Origin of the sequence: Cellulomonas gelida (assembly GCF_006538725.1) — a bacterium.
GTDB lineage: Bacteria > Actinomycetota > Actinomycetes > Actinomycetales > Cellulomonadaceae > Cellulomonas > Cellulomonas gelida.
Map to the genome: position 1 here is coordinate 119408 of NZ_BJLQ01000004.1, position 16186 is coordinate 135593.

Here is a 16186-nt window from a genome sequence, read left to right on the forward strand (position 1 = left end):
GGCTAGGTGAGGGTCTCCAGGGCGGCACCCCGGCCGCACGGTCGGCTCAGGCAGCCGGTCCCGGCTCCGAGCTCGGGCGCCACTGCGCACGGCCCGTCAGCCGGTACTCGGTGTGCGGACGCCAGACCTCGTCGTCGGACCGCAGGTAGCAGTGGAAGCGCGTCACGACGAACGAGGCGTCGAAGTCCGCGAGCTCGTCCATCGCGTGGTCGAGCTGCTCGTCGGACAGCTCGTGCGCGACCGTGACGTGCGGGTGGTAGTGGAACCGGAGCTCCTGCGCGAGCGGGCCCTGCCGGACCGCGGCCTCGAGCTGCTCGCAGCCCGCGATGCCGTCCGCCACCTGCACGAACGCGACCGGCGAGACCGGTCGGAACGTCGCCGTGCCGCGCAGCCGCACCACGAACGGCGCGTGCGAGGCGGCCACGCCGCGCAGGTGCTCCTCGACGCGCGACACGTCGGCCGGGTCCATCGCGGTGGGGCCGAGCAGCGTGATGTGCGGCGGGATGAACGCCGCCCACGGGTCACCGAGCCGCGCGCGCGCCTCTTGGAGCTGGGCCCCGTAGGGCTCGGGGACGGTGATCGCGACACCCGCGATCACCTGGTCCCCCGCCAGCTCGGGGAGCTTCACGCGCGTGCTCGCCGACCGAGCAGGCCCGAGCGCTCGTAGACGCGGTCGAGCGTCACCGCCGCGATCGAGCGGGCCTTCTCGGCACCCGCGGCCAGGACCGCGTCGAGCTCCGCCGGGTCGTCCAGGTACTCGTGGACGCGCGCCTGGAACGGCGTGACCCACTCGACGACGAGGTCCGCGAGCGCGACCTTGAGGTCGCCGTACCCCTTGCCCTCGAACTCGGTCTCGAGCTCGGCGACGGACCGTCCGGACAGCGCCGAGAAGATCGTCAGGAGGTTCGAGACGCCGGCCTTGTGCTCGGGGTCGAAGCGGATCTCACGGTCGGCGTCGGTCACCGCCGAGCGGATCCGCTTCGCGATCGTCTTCGGGTTGTCGAGGAGCTCGATCAGGCCGTTGGGCGAGCCCGCGGACTTGCTCATCTTCGCCGTCGGGTCCTGCAGGTCGTAGATCTTGGCGGTCTCCTTGACGATGTACGCCTCGGGCACGACGAACGCGCCCGGACCGAACCGCGAGTTGAGCCGCTGCGCGAGGTCCCGCGTGAGCTCGAGGTGCTGGCGCTGGTCCTCGCCGACCGGGACCTGGTGGGTGTCGTAGAGCAGGATGTCCGCCGCCATGAGCACCGGGTAGGTGAACAGGCCGACCGTCGTGCCCTCGGCGCCGTGCTTGGACGACTTGTCCTTGAACTGCGTCATCCGCTGCGCCTCGCCGTACCCGGTGTGGCACGACAGGATCCACGCGAGCTCGGCGTGCTCGGCCACGTGCGACTGCACGAACAGCGTCGAGCGCTGCGGGTCGACGCCCGCCGCGAGGTACTGCGCGGCGGTGCGGCGGGTGCGGTCGCGCAGGACGCTCGGGTCCGGGCCGACGGTCAGCGCGTGCAGGTCGACCACGCAGTAGATCGCCTCGTTGCCCTCCTGCAGGGCCACCCACTGCGTCAGCGCACCCAGGTAGTTGCCGAGGTGGAGCGAGTCCGAGGTGGGCTGCATGGCGGAGAAGATGCGAGCGGGCTGTGGCACTGCGGGACCAATCTGTGAGCGGCTCGCCGGGCGGACGAGCGTGGACGGGTGCGGGACGTGCAGCGGTCAGGTGGCCTCGTCGTCGTACGGCGCGGGGCCGACCAACGGGGCGGAGGCAGCGGGTGGGATGCCGACGACGGCGCTCGCCGCGGCCCGGCGTGCCGTCGACGGCTCGTCGAGCAGCGCGTCGCGGACGATCCGTCGCGGGTCGTACTTGCGCGGGTCGAGCGCCTCCCAGTCGACACCGAGGTCGCCGGTCTCCTCGTCGAGCCTCGTGCGCGCCTGGGAGATCCACTCCCTGCCGCGCCGCACGAGCACCGCGAGCTGCTCGGCGTAGGCCGGTAGCCGCTGCGGCCCGATCACCAGGGCCGCGACGACGAAGAGCACGATGAGCTCTCCGCCGTTGATGTCGAACACCGGCTCAGGCTACCCCGCTCACGCCGTGCGACCGACGCGGTTTCCCGGGGCCGCGTGCCGTACGACGCGCGCCTACTGCGACTCGTCGAGCTCCACGTCGACCGTGTGCTCGCGCGTGCCGGACCGGACCGTCAGCTCGATCACGTCGCCCGGCTCGTGCGCGCGGATCGCGACGATGAGCTCGTCGGGGTCGGTCACGGGTCGCCCGTCGATCGCGACGATCACGTCGCCCGGCTCGATGCCCGCGAGCTGCGCCGGGCCGCCCTGCGTGACGGGCTCCTGCCCCTCCTGGGCCTCGCTCGAGACACGGACGCCCTCGCCGCCGTACTGCCGGTCGAGCAGCACGCCGATGATCGGGTAGGTCGCGTGCCCGGTCTCGATGAGCTGCGTCGCGGTCCGCCGCGCCTGGTTGGACCCGATCGCGAACCCGAGCCCGATGCTCCCGCCCGCGGCCGACTGGCCCGGGGGCTGGGCGATCGCCGAGTTGATGCCGATGACCTCGCCGCGCGCGTCCACGAGCGGCCCCCCGGAGTTGCCCGGGTTGATCGCCGCGTCCGTCTGGATGGCGTTGATGAACGCGGTGTCGGTCTCGTCGCCCGCCGACACGGGCCGGTTGAGCGCCGAGACGATGCCCGTGGTGACGGTCCCGGTGAGCCCGAGCGGCGCACCGATCGCGACGACCGGGTCACCGACGCGCACCGAGTCCGAGTCGCCCAGCGCGAGCGGGACGAGCCCGTCGACGTCGACCTTGATGACCGCCAGGTCGTACTCCGCGGTCCGGCCGACGATCGTCGCGGTCGCCTCCCGGCCGTCGGAGAACGTCACGACGAGCGCGCCGCCGTCGGCGTCCGCACCGGCGACCACGTGGTTGTTGGTGAGCAGGTAGCCGTCCTGGCGCAGCACGAAGCCCGAGCCCGTCGCCGCACCCGCGGCCGACGACGCCTCGATCGACACGACGCTCGGGAGCACGGCCGCGGCGATCGACGCCACCGACGCGTCGCCCATGGTCTCCGCGGCCCCGCTCGGGCGGGTGACGGTCGCCGGAAGGCCCGCGTCGGCCAGGTGGTCGTCCTGGAGCAGACGCGAGCCGGCCATCCCGCCGAGGAGGCCCGCGGCGAGCGCGAGCGCGGCGATGCCCGCGACCCAGCCGCCCGAGAGCCCGCGGCCCCGGCGCCGCCCCGACGACGCCTGGTCCGACCATGCGCTCGGCGCCCAAGGAGTCGCATAGGGCGCGTGCGACCCGGCCGAGCCCTGCCGCCCGTCCGCGGGCGACCACGCGTAGCCGGGCGGCCCGGACGCGTGGGGGACGGGCTGCGGACGCTGGGCGTACCAGCCGCCGGTCGGCTCCTGCGGGATCGGGGCCGTGGGCGCGTGGCTCGGATGCGCGGGATCATCCGTGAACCGCTGCGGACCGGTGCGCGGCGTGGGGCCGGGCTGCGCGAACAGCGGCCGCTCGTGCTCGTCGTGGGGCGTCATGTCGTTCGTCGTCATCGCCCGTCGAGCGCCCCGGCCACGGTCGACCAGCCGCGCGAGATGCGCGCCGGCACGCCGCCGTCGAACGCGGCCACGGGGAAGGCCTCGACGAACGAGGACGCGTCACCACCCGCGACCACCTGGACCACGGTCGAGCCGCACTGCCACACCACGTGCCACGGCGCGTACGACAGCACGTACGTCTCGTGCCCGCCGATGCTCACGCGGTCCGCGCGGGCCAGCACGGACGTGTCCAGGCGACCCTCCTGCTCGGTCACGACGAGCGTCCCCTCCGCGCTCGCGAGGTCGACCTCGAGCACACGCTCGTCGGCGACCCACCGCACCGCGGAGACGGACCAACCCTCGGGCAGGGTGTCGGGGAAGCTCCAGCCCCGCGCGCGCAGCGACGCGACGATGCCCTGCGTCTCGTCGACGGCGGACCCGGCCACGGCGTTGACCGCCGAGCCCGACGAGGAGGCACCGGACGCGAGCGTGCCGGACGACCCGGACGTGCCCATGGACGCGCTGCCGAGCAGGTCGAGGTCGGCGCCGGGGTGCCCGACGGGCGCGACCACGGGACGGTCCCCGAGGACGAACAGCATCGCGGCGATCGCGCCGACGCCCGCGAGCGAGCCCGCGGCGATCCGCGGCAGCCTGCGCTCGGCGACCTCGCCGCGCAGCGCACGCGCGCGCCGGCCGTGCACCGCGGGGACCCCGAGGGGCTGGGCGAACGGGTCGCGGGCCGCGGCGGTGCCGCACGCGGCGGGCACCGGCGCGGCGGGTGCGAGCGACATCAGTCGCGCCGTGAGGTCGGGGGCCTGGGGCACGTCGTCGCACGCGGCGGCCGCGAGCGCGCGGCGGGCCAGGCGGGCGGCGGCGAGCTCGTCGGCGCACTGCGCGCACGCGGCGACGTGCACGAGCACGCGGTCGGTCGCGATCGGTGACAGCCTGCCGTCGACCAGCTCGCTCAGCTGCGACCCGAGGTGGTGCGTCATGACGCCGCCTCCGCGGACGCGAACGACGGCTCGTCGGGGGACGTCGCCCCGGCGCCGTCGCCCGCGGGCTCGTCGGCGACGCGCGTACGGTGCACGGGAGCGCGGTGCTCGAGCGACTCACGCAGCCGGGCCCGGGCGCGGTGGATGCGGGAACGCACCGTGCCGATCTTCACGCCGAGCGTGACCGCGATCTCCTCGTACGAGAGCCCTTCGATGTCGCACAGGACCACCGCGGCGCGGTACTCGGGCGGAAGCGCGTCGAGCGCGTGCTGCACGTCGTGGTCGAGGTTGCCGTGCTCGAACGCGCGCTCGGGGGCAGCGAGCCCGTCGGTGCTCTCGTAGCGCTCGTCGTCGTCGCCCATCGCGTCCATGCGGATGCGCTGACGGCGGCGCGCCTGGTCGAGGAACAGGTTCGTCGTGATGCGGTGGAGCCAGCCCTCGAAGGTGCCGGGCGTGTACGTGTGCAGCGACCGGAACACGCGCACGAACGTCTCCTGCGTGAGGTCCTCGGCGTCGTGCTGGTTGCCGGTCAGCCGGTACGCGAGGCGGTAGACGCGCGCCGAGTGCTCGCGCACGATCTCCTCCCACGTCGGGGGCTGCCACCCCGCGGGTGCCTCGCTGCTGCGCACGCGCTCCCTCTTCGCTCGTCGGCCACGTCCGTCGCCTGGCACGGTCCCGGTCCCGGGACGTCCGACGCGGCGCGTCCGTCGTCGAGCCACGGACGCCTCGCGCCATTGTCCCAGGGCCACGACCTCGCCCGCGACCGCGGACCGCCGTGCGGGATCGACCGGACTGCTCGATCGACCGCACTGCTCGGTCCACGATGCCAGGCACAACGCGCTGCGTGCGCCGTTCGTTCCGCCGACCTGTGACGATCGTGTGCACGTGCGCCTCGCGCGGCCCGTACGCGCGCCCGTCGGGCGGGACGAGGCTGCGGGACTACGCTGGGGCGAGCCCGTGACCGCGGGCGTCCGTCCGCGCACGACGCGCGCCGCCGCCCCGGAGGCCATCATCTCCGCCGACAAGGCCAGCAGCTGGGTCTACGCCGAGGAGTTCCTCGCCGAGGACGACGCGGTGCTCGCCGCGCGTGAGCGTGCCGCGCAGCTCGGCGCCGGCGCGGTCCCCCCGGGCACCGGTGCCGCCCTGTCCGTCCTCGCGGCGGCGTCGAGCGCACGCTCGGTCGTCGAGATCGGGACCGGCACGGGCGTCGCGTCGCTGTACCTGCTGCGCGGCATGCCCGCCGACGGCGTGCTGACGACGATCGACGCCGAGGTCGAGCACCACCGCGCCGCGAAGGAGGCGTTCGCCGAGGCCGGGATCCGCTCCACGCGGACGCGCACGATCTCGGGCCGCCCGCTCGACGTCCTGCCGCGGCTCACGGATGCCGCCTACGACCTGGTCCTGCTCGGCCTGACGAGCACCGGCGGGGTCTTGGACGCGGCCCCCGAGTACCTCGCGCAGGCGATCCGCCTGCTACGCCCGAACGGCGTGCTCGTCGTCGACCACGCGCTCTGGCACGACCGCGTCGCCGACCCGGCGCGCCGGGACGAGGCGACGACCGCGGTCCGCGAGCTCGGCCGCTCGGTGCGCGGCGACGACCGGCTCCTGCCGGCGCTCCTGCCCGTCGGCGACGGCCTCCTGGTCGCGGTGCGACGCTGACCGATGCCCGGCCCGGGCACGGGCCGGACCAGCGACGGGACGGCCTTGCTCGGCCGATCAGCTGACCGGCCGAGCAGGCTCAGCTGAGCTCGGTCAGGTAGCGCAGCAGCAGGCGTGCGCCGTACCCCGTCGCGCCCTCGGTGACCTCGTGCTTGTCGGCCGTGGCGCGCGCGGGACCCGCGATGTCGAGGTGCGCCCACGCGCGGTCTCCCACGAACCGGCGCAGGAACAGCGCCGCGGTGACGGACCCGGCGCCGATGTGCGTGTCCTGCGGGACGTGCCGCAGGTCGGCGACCGAGCTGTGCACGGCCTCGTCGTACTCGGGCACGAGCGGCATGCGCCACGCGAGCTCGCCCGAGTCCGTCCCCGCCCGCTCGAGCGCGGCGACGAGCGCCTCGTCGGTGCCGTACAGCGCGCTGTACTGCTTGCCGAGCCCGACGGTCGCGGCACCCGTGAGGGTCGCGACGTCGACCAGCACGTCGGGGTCGAGGGTCGCGTCGGCCCACGCGAGCGCATCGGCGAGCACGAGCCGACCCTCGGCGTCGGTGTTGGCGATCTCGACCGTCGTGCCGCCGTACATCGACAGGACGTCGCCCGGCCGGTACGACGCACCGCCGAAGTGGTTCTCGGCCAGCGGCAGCACCGCGGTGACCTTGTGCAGGACCCCGGCGTGCGCCGCGCCGAGCACGGTGGCGAGCGCCACGGCGGCACCGGTCATGTCCGTCTTCATCGGGACCATGGCCTCGCGCGGCTTGATCGACAGGCCGCCCGTGTCGTAGGTGATGCCCTTGCCGACGATGACGACGTGCCGCCCGGAGCCCGACCGGCCGCCGTACGTCGGCGGCGTCCAGGTCACGGTCACGAGCCGCGGCGGGGAGGCCGAGCCTGCACCGACCGCGAGGATGCCGCCGAAGCCGTCGGCCTCGAGCTCACGCGGGCCGCGCACGGTCACCGCGAAGCCCGGTCCCGTGGCGAGGCGGCGCGCCTGGTCGGCGATCCACTCGGGGTTCTTGGTGCTCGCGGGGGTCGAGGCGAGATCCCGCACGAGCCAGGTCGCGGTCGCCGCGGAGCGCGCGGCGTCCACCGCGGCGCCCACGCGCGTGCCGTCGCGCCCGAGCAGCACCAGGTCCGCCGCGGGCTTGGCGGGGGGCTTGCGCGCGGCGCTCGGCGGCACGTAGGCGGCGAGCAGGTAGCCCTCGACGAGGGCGCGCGCGGCACGAGCGGCCTGCGAGGCGCTGTGGCCCGCGTCGTCGCCGATCGTCGTGACCACGCGACGCAGTCCGCGCGAGGCACGCGCGAGCGCCGCACCGGCCCGGCGCAGGTCGGTGTCCGTGCTCGCGCCGATGCCGACGAGCACGATGCGCGGGGGAAGGCCCGCCCACGGCAGGCTCACGCCCGAGCCCGCAGGGCGCGGGAGCTGCACGACGAACGACTCGCCCGCCGCGCCGGTCAGGCCGGCCCGCTCCGCGAGCTCGGCGAGGTCGATGCCGTACCGTGCCGCCGTCGAGGCGGCGCCGCGCCGCGGCTGCGGACCCTCGTCCTCGTCGCCCGCGACCGCGGGCGCGACGGGCACGGCGACGGCGTCGACGTCCGACTCCCCCAGCAGGGGGCTGTCGGCGACGACGCCGCCGATGAGTGTCACGGCCGGAGGGGTCCGGCCGATCGTCGGGGGACGACCGCCGGGCACGTCAGCCTGCGACGGAGGTCAGTGCCTCGCCGAGCTCAGCCGCCTCGGTCGCGTTCAGCTCGACCACGAGCCGTCCACCGCCCTCGAGCGGGACACGCATCACGATGCCGCGCCCTTCCTTCGTCACCTCGAGCGGTCCGTCTCCGGTCCTCGGCTTCATCGCGGCCATGCGTGGCCTCTCCTTCGCCTCGTGCGTCCCGACCGGGTGGCGCCGTGGCGCGGTCAGCCGCAGCGCCTTCGCGCCGCTCGTGCCGCTCCACCTGCGCACCCGTGGTGCCGGATGTCCGTGGACCATCCTAGTTCACAGGTCGGACGTCACGGCGGCCACCCGCTCGTCAGACGCCAGAACCGCCACACCCAGATCACCTGGAGGGCGAGCATGAGCACGACGACCGCGACGAACCACGCGCGCCGGGCGACCGGCGGCCGGCGCACCACGCTCGCGGTGATCGCACCCATCGGGAACGCGAGCACCAGGAACCGCGCGAGGCTGCTGCCGGGTTCGATCGCGGCCGCCAGGTAGAGCACGTACGCCGCGGGCCACGCGTGCAGCTCGGGACCGAGCCGCCACGCGGCGGGCACGACGAGGAGCGCGACGACGAACGCGACCGCCGCCGCCAGCACCCACAGCCCGTCGTCACCGAACCAGTACTGCAGCACGTAGTCCCAGCCGCCGAACGGCGTGACCTCCCGCACCCCGCGCCACGCCTCCTGCGTGCGCAGGTACGCCTGCGGCACACCCGTGACCCACCCGCAGATCGCGGGCCACAGGAAGCCCGAGACGACCGCGACGACACCGAGCCCGCCGACCGCGACGACGTCCCGTGCCGGCAGCGGCTCGTCACCGCGCCGCCACGCGCGCCACCGGGCGAGCGCGTGCATGCCGACGACGAGCGCCATCGGCAGGGCGACCGCGCGGGTCAGGCCCAGCAGCACCAGGACGCCCGCGGTCGCTACGTAGTGCCGGCGGACGAGCAGCAGCAGCGCGGCCGCGACCAGGAGCAGCGCGAGCGACTCGGTGTACGCGACCTGCAGCACGGGCGACGTCGGGAACACGCTCACGAGCACGACGGTCGCGAGCGGCAGCCCCGGCCACGCCGTGACGGCCCGGGGAGCGCCCGAGGCGACCGCGCGGTGGATCAGGAGCACCGCAGCCGCACCCAGCAGGAGGGACGTCGTCGGCGCGACGACCTCCCAGCTCAGCGTCGTGATGCCCATGAGGCCGCGCACGAGCATCGGGTACAGCGGGAAGAACGCCCACGCGCTCTGCTGGACGTAGCCGTTCGCGTCGACCGGGAGCTCGCTCGGGTACCCCTCCTCCGCGATGCGGTGATACCAGCCCGCATCCCAGAACAAGCCTGTCATCTGCGCGTACGACGGGTGCTCACCCGCCCACGGCGTCGCGCCCTGGTGCGCGGCCGAGTACAGGAGCATCAGCGCCGTGGCGCCGCGCGCGAGCGCGTACACCGCGAGCACCTGCACCCACCACGACCAGCCGCGCGGGTCCCACCACGGCCGTCGAGGACGGACGGCCGCCGGCTCGGGCGCCGGGTGGTCGGCCGCCGTGATCGGGGGCGTACCCGAGGTCGCGGCGGCCTCGTCGGGGCTCGACGTCCCGCTCATGCCAGACCTCGGACCACGCGCTCGGGGAGCCGCTCCGCGCGGATCGTCGCGACCATGTCGAGCGTGCGGCGCGTGGCGGCGACGTCGTGCGCGCGGAACACGCGCGCACCGAGCCAGGCGGCCACCGCGGTCGCCGCGAGCGTGCCCTCGAGGCGCTCCTCGGGCGGCAGGCCGAGGCTCTCACCGACGAAGTCCTTGCGGGAGAACGCCATGAGCACGGGGTACCCGAGTGCCACCAGCGCGGGCGTACGGCGCACGAGGTGCAGCGAGTGCCACGTGTTCTTGCCGAAGTCGTGCGTCGGGTCGACGAGCACGCTCGCGGGGTCGATGCCGAGGTCGACCGCGCGACGGGCGGCCGCGGCCAGCGTCGCGACGACGTCGTCGACGACCCCGTCGAGCGGGTCCTGCTCGTCGTCGGGACGCTCGTCGTCCGGATGCTCCCGGGGTGCGCGCTCGGCGGGCGACGACGGGTAGGTGACGCGGAAGGGGTCGGTGCGCGGGCGCGCACCCCCGGTGTGCGAGCAGACGACGCCGAGCCCGTGCTCGGCCGCGACCGCGACGAGCTCCGGGTCGTGCCCCGCCCACGTGTCGTTGACGAGGTCCGCACCCGCGAGCGCGGCGGCACGCGCGACCGACGAGCGCCAGGTGTCGACGCTGACCAGCAGGTCCGGGTGCCGGCGCCGCACGCGCTCGATCAGCGGCACGACCCGCGCGATCTCCTCGTCGGGCTCGACCCGCGGCCCCCGGCCGGCGCGCACGCCGCCGAGGTCGACGATGTCGGCGCCCTCCTCCTCGGCGCGCGCCACGGCCGCGTCGGCGCCGGCCTCGTCGTACCGCGCGGGCGCGTAGAAGGAGTCGGGGGTGCGGTTGACGACGGCCATCACGACCGGTCGGTCCAGCCCGAGCTCACGGTCGCGCAGGCGCACGACCGCCCCCGCGGCGGGCACGCCCGGCAGGTTCACGACGCGTCGCTGGAGGCCTGCGCCTCCTGCTGCGCCTGCGCGGCCTCGGCGACAGCCGCCTCCTCCTGCCGGCGCAGCTCCGCACCGCGCGTGACGACGATCTCGACCGCTTCCTCGGCGGTGTCGACCACCTGGAGGAGGTCCCGGTCGACCGGCGAGATCAGCCCGGCGGCGACGACCGGGCCTGAGATCCAGTCGAGCAACCCCTGCCAGTAGTCACGCCCGACGAGCACGATCGGGAACTCGATCACCTTGTGCGTCTGGACGAGCGTGAGGGCCTCGAACAGCTCGTCGAACGTGCCGAAGCCGCCCGGCAGCACGATGAAGCCCTCGGAGTACTTGACGAACATGGTCTTGCGCGCGAAGAAGTAGCGGAAGTTGACGCCCAGGTCGACCCAGTCGTTCATGCCCTGCTCGAACGGCAGCTCGATGCCGAGACCGATCGAGACGCCGCCCGCCTCCTTGGCGCCGCGGTTCGCGGCCTCCATGATCCCGGGGCCGCCGCCGGTGATGACCGCGTACCCCGCCTCGACGAGCAGCCGCGCGACGTCGACCCCCAGCGCGTACGCGGGCTCGTGGGCCCGGGTGCGCGCCGAGCCGAACACGCTCACCGCGGGCCCGACCTCGGCCAGCGCGCCGAACCCCTCCACGAACTCCGACTGGATGCGCATGACGCGCCACGGGTCGTCGTGCAGCCAGCTCGCACCGCCCACGGGGCGGCTCAGCAGCCGCTGGTCGGAGGTGCTCGTGGGGATCTGCTGCCCGCGCAGCAGCACGGGGCCCTTGCGGTAGCCGCGGCCCGGCTCCGGCTGTCCGTCGTCGCTCATGGGGCGAGCCTAGGAGGTCAACCAGAGGCGCAGGGCGTCGAACGACGCCTGGAGCTGGTCGACGGGGCACCGCTCGTCGTCCTTGTGGGCGAGCAACGGGTCGCCGGGCCCGAAGTTCACGGCCGGGATGCCGAGCTCGGCGAACCGGGCGACGTCCGTCCAGCCGTACTTGGGCGCGGGTGCACCCCCGGTGACCGCGAGCACGGCGCGCGCGAACTCCTGGGCGGCGGGCGCGTCGAGGCCGGGCCGGGCGCCCGCGGCCACGTCGGTCACGACCACCTCGTAGCCCGCGAACACCTCGCGCACGTGCGCCTCGGCCTGATCGGGCGTGAGCGACGGCGCGAAGCGGTAGTTGACGGTGACGACGCACGAGGCCGGGATGACGTTCGTCGCCGAGCCGCCGCTGATGAGCACCGCGTTGAAGCTCTCGCGGTACACGAGCCCCTCGACCTCGACGGACCGCGGCTCGTACGCCTCGAGCCGGCGCAGCACCTCACCCGCGGCGTGCACCGCGTTGACGCCCACCCACGCGCGCGCCGAGTGCGCGGCCACACCGCTGAGCCGGACCTCCGCGCGCAGCGTCCCGTTGCAGCCGCCCTCGAGGCCGCCGTCGGACGGCTCGCCCAGGACCGCGAAGTCGCACTCGAGCCAGTCGGGGTGGTGGCGGACCAGACGCCCCAGGCCGTTGAGCTCGGACGCGACCTCCTCGTGGTCGTAGAACACCCACGTGACGTCGCGCGTGGGCTCGGGGACCTGCACCGCGAGCGCGAGCGCGACCGCGACCCCGCCCTTCATGTCGACGGTCCCGCGCCCCCACAGGTAGCCGTCCTGGAGGCGCGTGGGCAGGTTGTCCGCGACCGGCACCGTGTCGAGATGCCCTGCGACGACGACGCGCGAGGCGCGGCCCAGGTGCGTCCGGGCGACGACCGCGTCGCCGTCGCGCAGGACCTCGAGGTGCGGCGCGGTCCGCAGCGCCTCCTCGACGAGGTCGGCGAGCGCACGCTCGTCGCCGGAGACCGAGGGGACGTCGCAGATGGCCCGCGTGAGGGCGACGAGGTCGCCGTGCGGGTCGAGGAGGGGATGCGTCACGCCCCCGAGCCTAGGCTGCGCCACGAGGGCTACCCACGGGTAACCGTCCAGGTCACCGTAGGCTGGTCCGCATGACTTCTCGCCCCGCCTGGGGGTTCGGTCTCGCGACCACCACTCTCGACGGCATCACCCTCGACACCTGGTACCCCGCTCCCGTCCTCGGTCAGCCCGACGAGGGCGCGTCCGCACCGGCGGAGCTGCAGGAGAGCCACGACGACGCGCGCGGCGTGCGGGTGCGCCTGGTCCGGACCGTGATCGACCTGGACGCCCCGCCCGCCGACACCTGCGACGCGTACCTGCGGCTGCACCTGCTGTCGCACCGGCTCGTCGCACCGCACGGGGTGAACCTCGAGGGGATCTTCGCGGCGCTGCCGAACGTCGTCTGGACGGACCGTGGTCCGTGCGCCGTCGAGGGCTTCGAGACGACGCGTGCGCGCCTGCGAGCGGTCACGGGCGTCGCGCCGACCGTCTTCGGCGTCGACAAGTTCCCGCGCATGGTCGACTACGTGCTCCCGTCCGGCGTCCGCATCGCCGACGCCGACCGGGTCCGCCTCGGGGCGCACCTCGCGCCCGGGACGACCGTGATGCACGAGGGCTTCGTCAACTTCAACGCCGGGACGCTGGGCACGTCGATGGTCGAGGGCCGCATCTCGGCGGGCGTCGTCGTCGGCGACGGCTCGGACATCGGCGGCGGCGCGTCCATCATGGGCACGCTGTCGGGCGGCGGGCGCGAGGTCGTCTCGATCGGCCGGCGCACGCTGCTGGGCGCGAACGCCGGCCTGGGCATCGCGCTCGGTGACGACTGCGTGGTCGAGGCCGGGTTGTACGTGACCGCGGGCACCAAGGTGACGCTCGTCGGGTTCGGCGAGGGCTCGGGCCGCGTCATCAAGGCACGCGAGCTGTCCGGCGCGAACGGGGTGCTGTTCCGTCGCAACTCGCTCACCGGGGGCGTCGAGGCGGTCGCGCGCGCGGGCACGGGCGTCGAGCTCAACGCGGCGCTGCACGCGAACTGACCGTGGCTCGCCGACGACGCCGCTCGACAGCCGCACGCGTGCTGCTCGGGCTCATGGCGTTCGTCGTCACGCTCGGGGTCGCCGCCGCGGTCGTCGTCGCTGCGCTCGACCGGCTCCAGCCGGACGCGCCGCTCGTCGCGCGCTGCGCCGTCACGGTCGACGACACCGACTGGAGCCTGAGCCCCGACCAGGCGCAGAACGCCGCGTTGTTCGCCGCGATGGCGCAGCGGCGCGGGCTACCGGCGCGGGCCGTCACGATCGCGATCGCGACGGGCCTGCAGGAGTCGCGGCTCGAGAACATCGACTACGGCGACCGCGACTCCATCGGTCTGTTCCAGCAACGCCCCTCGCAGGGCTGGGGCACGATCGAGGAGATCATGGACCCCGTCTACTCGACGGGGAAGTTCTACGACGGGCTCGTCAAGGTCGACGGCTACGAGGACCTCGAGGTCACCGTCGCCGCGCAGGCCGTGCAGCGCTCGGGCTTCCCGGACGCGTACGCGCAGCACGAGACCCGGTCCCGGGCCTGGGCGTCGGCGCTGACCGGCCACTCCCCCGCGGCTCTCACGTGCACGCTGCCCGACCCCGAGGCCGCGGGCACGCCCGAGGCCGCCGCCGAGCGGCTCGTGCGCGACTTCGGTGACCTCGCGCACGAGCGAGTCCCCGCGACCGAGGACAAGCCCGCGACCCTCGTCGTGCACGCGGGGGCCCTGGGTGACGCCCCCGAGCGCCAGGCCTGGGCCGTCGCCGCGTGGGCGGTCGCCACCGCGCAGACCCTCGGGACGACGAGCGTCGACGTCGCCGACCAGAGCTGGGCCCGCACCTCGACGGCCTGGGCCACGACGGATGCGCCCCTCCCCACGGGCGACGTCCGCCTCACCTTCGCCCCCTGACCCACCCGTCCGCACCCGGTCGCTGCAGGGATGAAAGCAGCGCAGGTGCACGTGGCCGCCACCAACCCTGCATCCATCGCTGCATCGAGGGGTCCGGGTGGCAGGTGGCCGGAGTCAGGCGGGGCGGGAGTCAGGGGGTGGGGTGGGGGCGTTGCCTCGGGAGAGGCCGAACGCGACCGCGGCGACGAACGCGAGGATCGCTCCCCACCAGCCGAGGCCGACGAGGGCCGCGAGCAGCGCGACCGCGACGAACGGCGCGAGCTGGGTCAGGTAGCGCAGCGGCCAGCGCAGGCGCGACGGTGAGCGAGGCGCGTTCCAGCGTGCCCAGACGATCACGACCGCGGACACGACGAGCACGGCGACGACCGCCGCGAGCGCCCTGCGCCCGGGCACGTCCGCGAGCATCCCGAGGCGCCAACCCGTGACCCCCGCGAGCACGAGCAGACCGACCTCGCAGCCGAACGCGACGACGGACAGCGGGCCGCGGACGCCCGGCGGCAGCGCGCCACCCCCACCGGCCGGGGCCGGTCCGGGGGTGCGCGTGCCGCTCACGTCAGCGCGGGATGGACGTCAGCGCTGGTCGGCAGGGACGTAGTCGCGCTCGACGGCGCCCGTGTAGACCTGGCGCGGGCGGCCGATCTTGGTGGCCGGGTCGGTCATCATCTCGCGCCACTGGGCGATCCAGCCGGGCATCCGGCCGAGCGCGAACAGCGGCGTGAACATCGACGGGTCGAAGCCCATGGCCTTGTAGATCAGCCCCGTGTAGAAGTCGACGTTCGGGTAGAGCTTGCGCGAGATGAAGTAGTCGTCGCTCAGCGCGATGTCCTCGAGCTTCATGGCGATGTCGAGCAGCTCGTCGGCCGCACCCAGCGCGGTGAGGACCGCGTGCGCGCTCTCCTTGACGATCGCGGCGCGCGGGTCGTAGTTCTTGTAGACCCGGTGCCCGAAGCCCATGAGCCGGACGCCCTGCTCCTTGTTCTTCACGCGCGTCATGAAGTCGGTCGCGTCGCCGCCGTTCGCCTGGATCTCGGCGAGCATCGTGAGGACAGCCTCGTTCGCGCCGCCGTGCAGCGGCCCCGACAGCGCGTTGATGCCCGCGGCCACGCTCGCGTAGAGGTTCGCGTGCGACGAGCCGACGATCCGCACCGTCGAGGTCGAGCAGTTCTGCTCGTGGTCGGCGTGCAGGATGAGCAGCTTGTCGAGCGCCTCGACGACGACCGGGTCGGGCTCGTACTGCTGGTACGGGACCGCGAACGTCATGCGCAGGAAGTCCTCGACGTACCCGCGGCTGTAGTCCGGGTAGAGCAGCGGCTCGCCCTTGGACGTGCGGTGCACGTACGACGTGATGGTCCGCGTCTTGGCCAGGATGAGCACCGTCGCGAGCTCGACGGTCTCCGGGTCGAACGGGTCGAGCGACTCCGGGTAGAACGTCGACAGCGCGTTGATCGCCGACGACATCACGGCCATCGGGTGCGCGCCGCGCGGGAACGTGCCCATGAACGTGCGGAAGTCCTCGTGCACGAGCGTGTGCCGGTTGACCCGCTCCTCGAACGCGTCGAGCTCGGCCGGTGTGGGCAGCTCGCCGTGGATGAGCAGGTAGGCGACCTCGAGGAAGCTCGCCTTCTCGGCGAGCTGGTCGATCGGGTACCCGCGGTAGCGCAGGATGCCCGCGTCGCCGTCGATGTAGGTGATCTTCGACTCGCAGGACGCGGTGTTCATGAAGCCGGGGTCCACGGTCACCAGGCCGGTGTCCCGCAGCAGGGTGGAGACCACCACGCCGTCGTTGCCCTCGGTAGCGGCGACGACCGGCAGGTCCTTCGCCTGGCCGTGCACCACCAGCTGGACCGGTGCGGTGAGGGTCTCGGACATGGCGTTCCTTCCTGCGACGGACCTGCGCGCGGTTG

At 74.2% G+C, this 16186-nt stretch carries 17 protein-coding genes; 3 read left to right on the forward strand and 14 right to left on the reverse strand.

The window, feature by feature from the left end:
* Window positions 1–46: 46 nt before the first annotated feature.
* The 6 genes from CGE01nite_RS03210 to sigE form a co-directional block, all read right to left on the reverse strand.
* Entirely contained in the window at window positions 47–628 is a 582-nt protein-coding gene (locus tag CGE01nite_RS03210; RefSeq protein ID WP_048341245.1) for a 2'-5' RNA ligase family protein, read from the reverse strand.
* Window positions 625–1644 carry a tryptophan--tRNA ligase gene (gene trpS / locus CGE01nite_RS03215; protein ID WP_141368939.1) on the reverse strand — a complete coding sequence of 340 codons (1020 nt, stop codon included), beginning with the start codon at window positions 1642–1644 and terminating at the stop codon, window positions 625–627. Before trpS ends, CGE01nite_RS03210 begins: the two co-directional genes overlap by 4 nt.
* Before the next feature lie 66 nt (window positions 1645–1710).
* On the reverse strand, window positions 1711–2061 hold the full coding sequence (locus CGE01nite_RS03220; protein WP_141368941.1) for a twin-arginine translocase TatA/TatE family subunit: 351 nt from the start codon (window positions 2059–2061) through the stop codon (window positions 1711–1713).
* 72 nt (window positions 2062–2133) lie between these two features.
* Entirely contained in the window at window positions 2134–3552 is a 1419-nt protein-coding gene (locus tag CGE01nite_RS03225; protein WP_141368943.1) for a S1C family serine protease, read from the reverse strand.
* A complete protein-coding gene (locus tag CGE01nite_RS03230) occupies window positions 3549–4529 on the reverse strand; it encodes an anti-sigma factor (protein WP_141368945.1) in 981 nt (326 codons plus the stop codon). Before CGE01nite_RS03230 ends, CGE01nite_RS03225 begins: the two co-directional genes overlap by 4 nt.
* Window positions 4526–5158, reverse strand: a complete 633-nt coding sequence (gene sigE, locus CGE01nite_RS03235; protein ID WP_141368947.1) for an RNA polymerase sigma factor SigE — start codon at window positions 5156–5158, stop codon at window positions 4526–4528. Before sigE ends, CGE01nite_RS03230 begins: the two co-directional genes overlap by 4 nt.
* 382 nt (window positions 5159–5540) lie before the next feature.
* Between sigE and CGE01nite_RS03240 the strand changes: the two genes are divergently transcribed.
* The gene (locus tag CGE01nite_RS03240) at window positions 5541–6188 is read left to right on the forward strand and encodes an O-methyltransferase (protein WP_141368994.1); all 648 of its coding nucleotides are present in this window, start codon (window positions 5541–5543) and stop codon (window positions 6186–6188) included.
* Window positions 6189–6267: 79 nt separating this feature from the next.
* Here the strand turns inward: CGE01nite_RS03240 and CGE01nite_RS03245 are convergent, their stop codons facing one another.
* From CGE01nite_RS03245 to dapE, 6 genes are all read right to left on the reverse strand, one after another.
* Window positions 6268–7830, reverse strand: a complete 1563-nt coding sequence (locus CGE01nite_RS03245; protein ID WP_229747247.1) for a leucyl aminopeptidase family protein — start codon at window positions 7828–7830, stop codon at window positions 6268–6270.
* Window positions 7831–7876: 46 nt separating this feature from the next.
* Entirely contained in the window at window positions 7877–8044 is a 168-nt protein-coding gene (locus CGE01nite_RS03250) for a DUF3117 domain-containing protein (RefSeq protein WP_013884554.1), read from the reverse strand.
* 146 nt (window positions 8045–8190) lie between these two features.
* Window positions 8191–9498, reverse strand: a complete 1308-nt coding sequence (locus CGE01nite_RS03255) for a hypothetical protein (protein WP_174773410.1) — start codon at window positions 9496–9498, stop codon at window positions 8191–8193.
* Complete coding sequence (gene folP / locus CGE01nite_RS03260; RefSeq protein WP_141368951.1) at window positions 9495–10460, reverse strand: dihydropteroate synthase; 966 nt, start codon at window positions 10458–10460, stop codon at window positions 9495–9497. The genes CGE01nite_RS03255 and folP overlap by 4 nt, the downstream gene beginning before the upstream one ends.
* Window positions 10457–11287, reverse strand: a complete 831-nt coding sequence (locus CGE01nite_RS03265; protein ID WP_048344376.1) for an LOG family protein — start codon at window positions 11285–11287, stop codon at window positions 10457–10459. Before CGE01nite_RS03265 ends, folP begins: the two co-directional genes overlap by 4 nt.
* A gap of 9 nt (window positions 11288–11296) precedes the next feature.
* Window positions 11297–12376, reverse strand: coding sequence for a succinyl-diaminopimelate desuccinylase (gene dapE / locus CGE01nite_RS03270; protein ID WP_141368953.1), 1080 nt, complete (start codon window positions 12374–12376; stop codon window positions 11297–11299).
* A 71-nt stretch (window positions 12377–12447) separates the two neighbouring features.
* Here dapE and dapD point away from each other — a divergent pair, with 71 nt between their 5' ends.
* On the forward strand, window positions 12448–13389 hold the full coding sequence (gene dapD / locus CGE01nite_RS03275; protein ID WP_048344374.1) for a 2,3,4,5-tetrahydropyridine-2,6-dicarboxylate N-succinyltransferase: 942 nt from the start codon (window positions 12448–12450) through the stop codon (window positions 13387–13389).
* Window positions 13390–13442: 53 nt separating this feature from the next.
* The gene (locus CGE01nite_RS03280; RefSeq protein WP_141368996.1) at window positions 13443–14282 is read left to right on the forward strand and encodes a hypothetical protein; all 840 of its coding nucleotides are present in this window, start codon (window positions 13443–13445) and stop codon (window positions 14280–14282) included.
* A gap of 114 nt (window positions 14283–14396) precedes the next feature.
* Here the strand turns inward: CGE01nite_RS03280 and CGE01nite_RS03285 are convergent, their stop codons facing one another.
* The gene (locus CGE01nite_RS03285; RefSeq protein ID WP_053071794.1) at window positions 14397–14834 is read right to left on the reverse strand and encodes a YrdB family protein; all 438 of its coding nucleotides are present in this window, start codon (window positions 14832–14834) and stop codon (window positions 14397–14399) included.
* Between the two features lie 18 nt (window positions 14835–14852).
* Window positions 14853–16151: a citrate synthase gene (locus CGE01nite_RS03290; RefSeq protein WP_048344372.1), complete on the reverse strand. Its 1299-nt coding sequence runs from the start codon at window positions 16149–16151 to the stop codon at window positions 14853–14855.
* Between the last annotated feature and the right edge of the window lie 35 nt (window positions 16152–16186).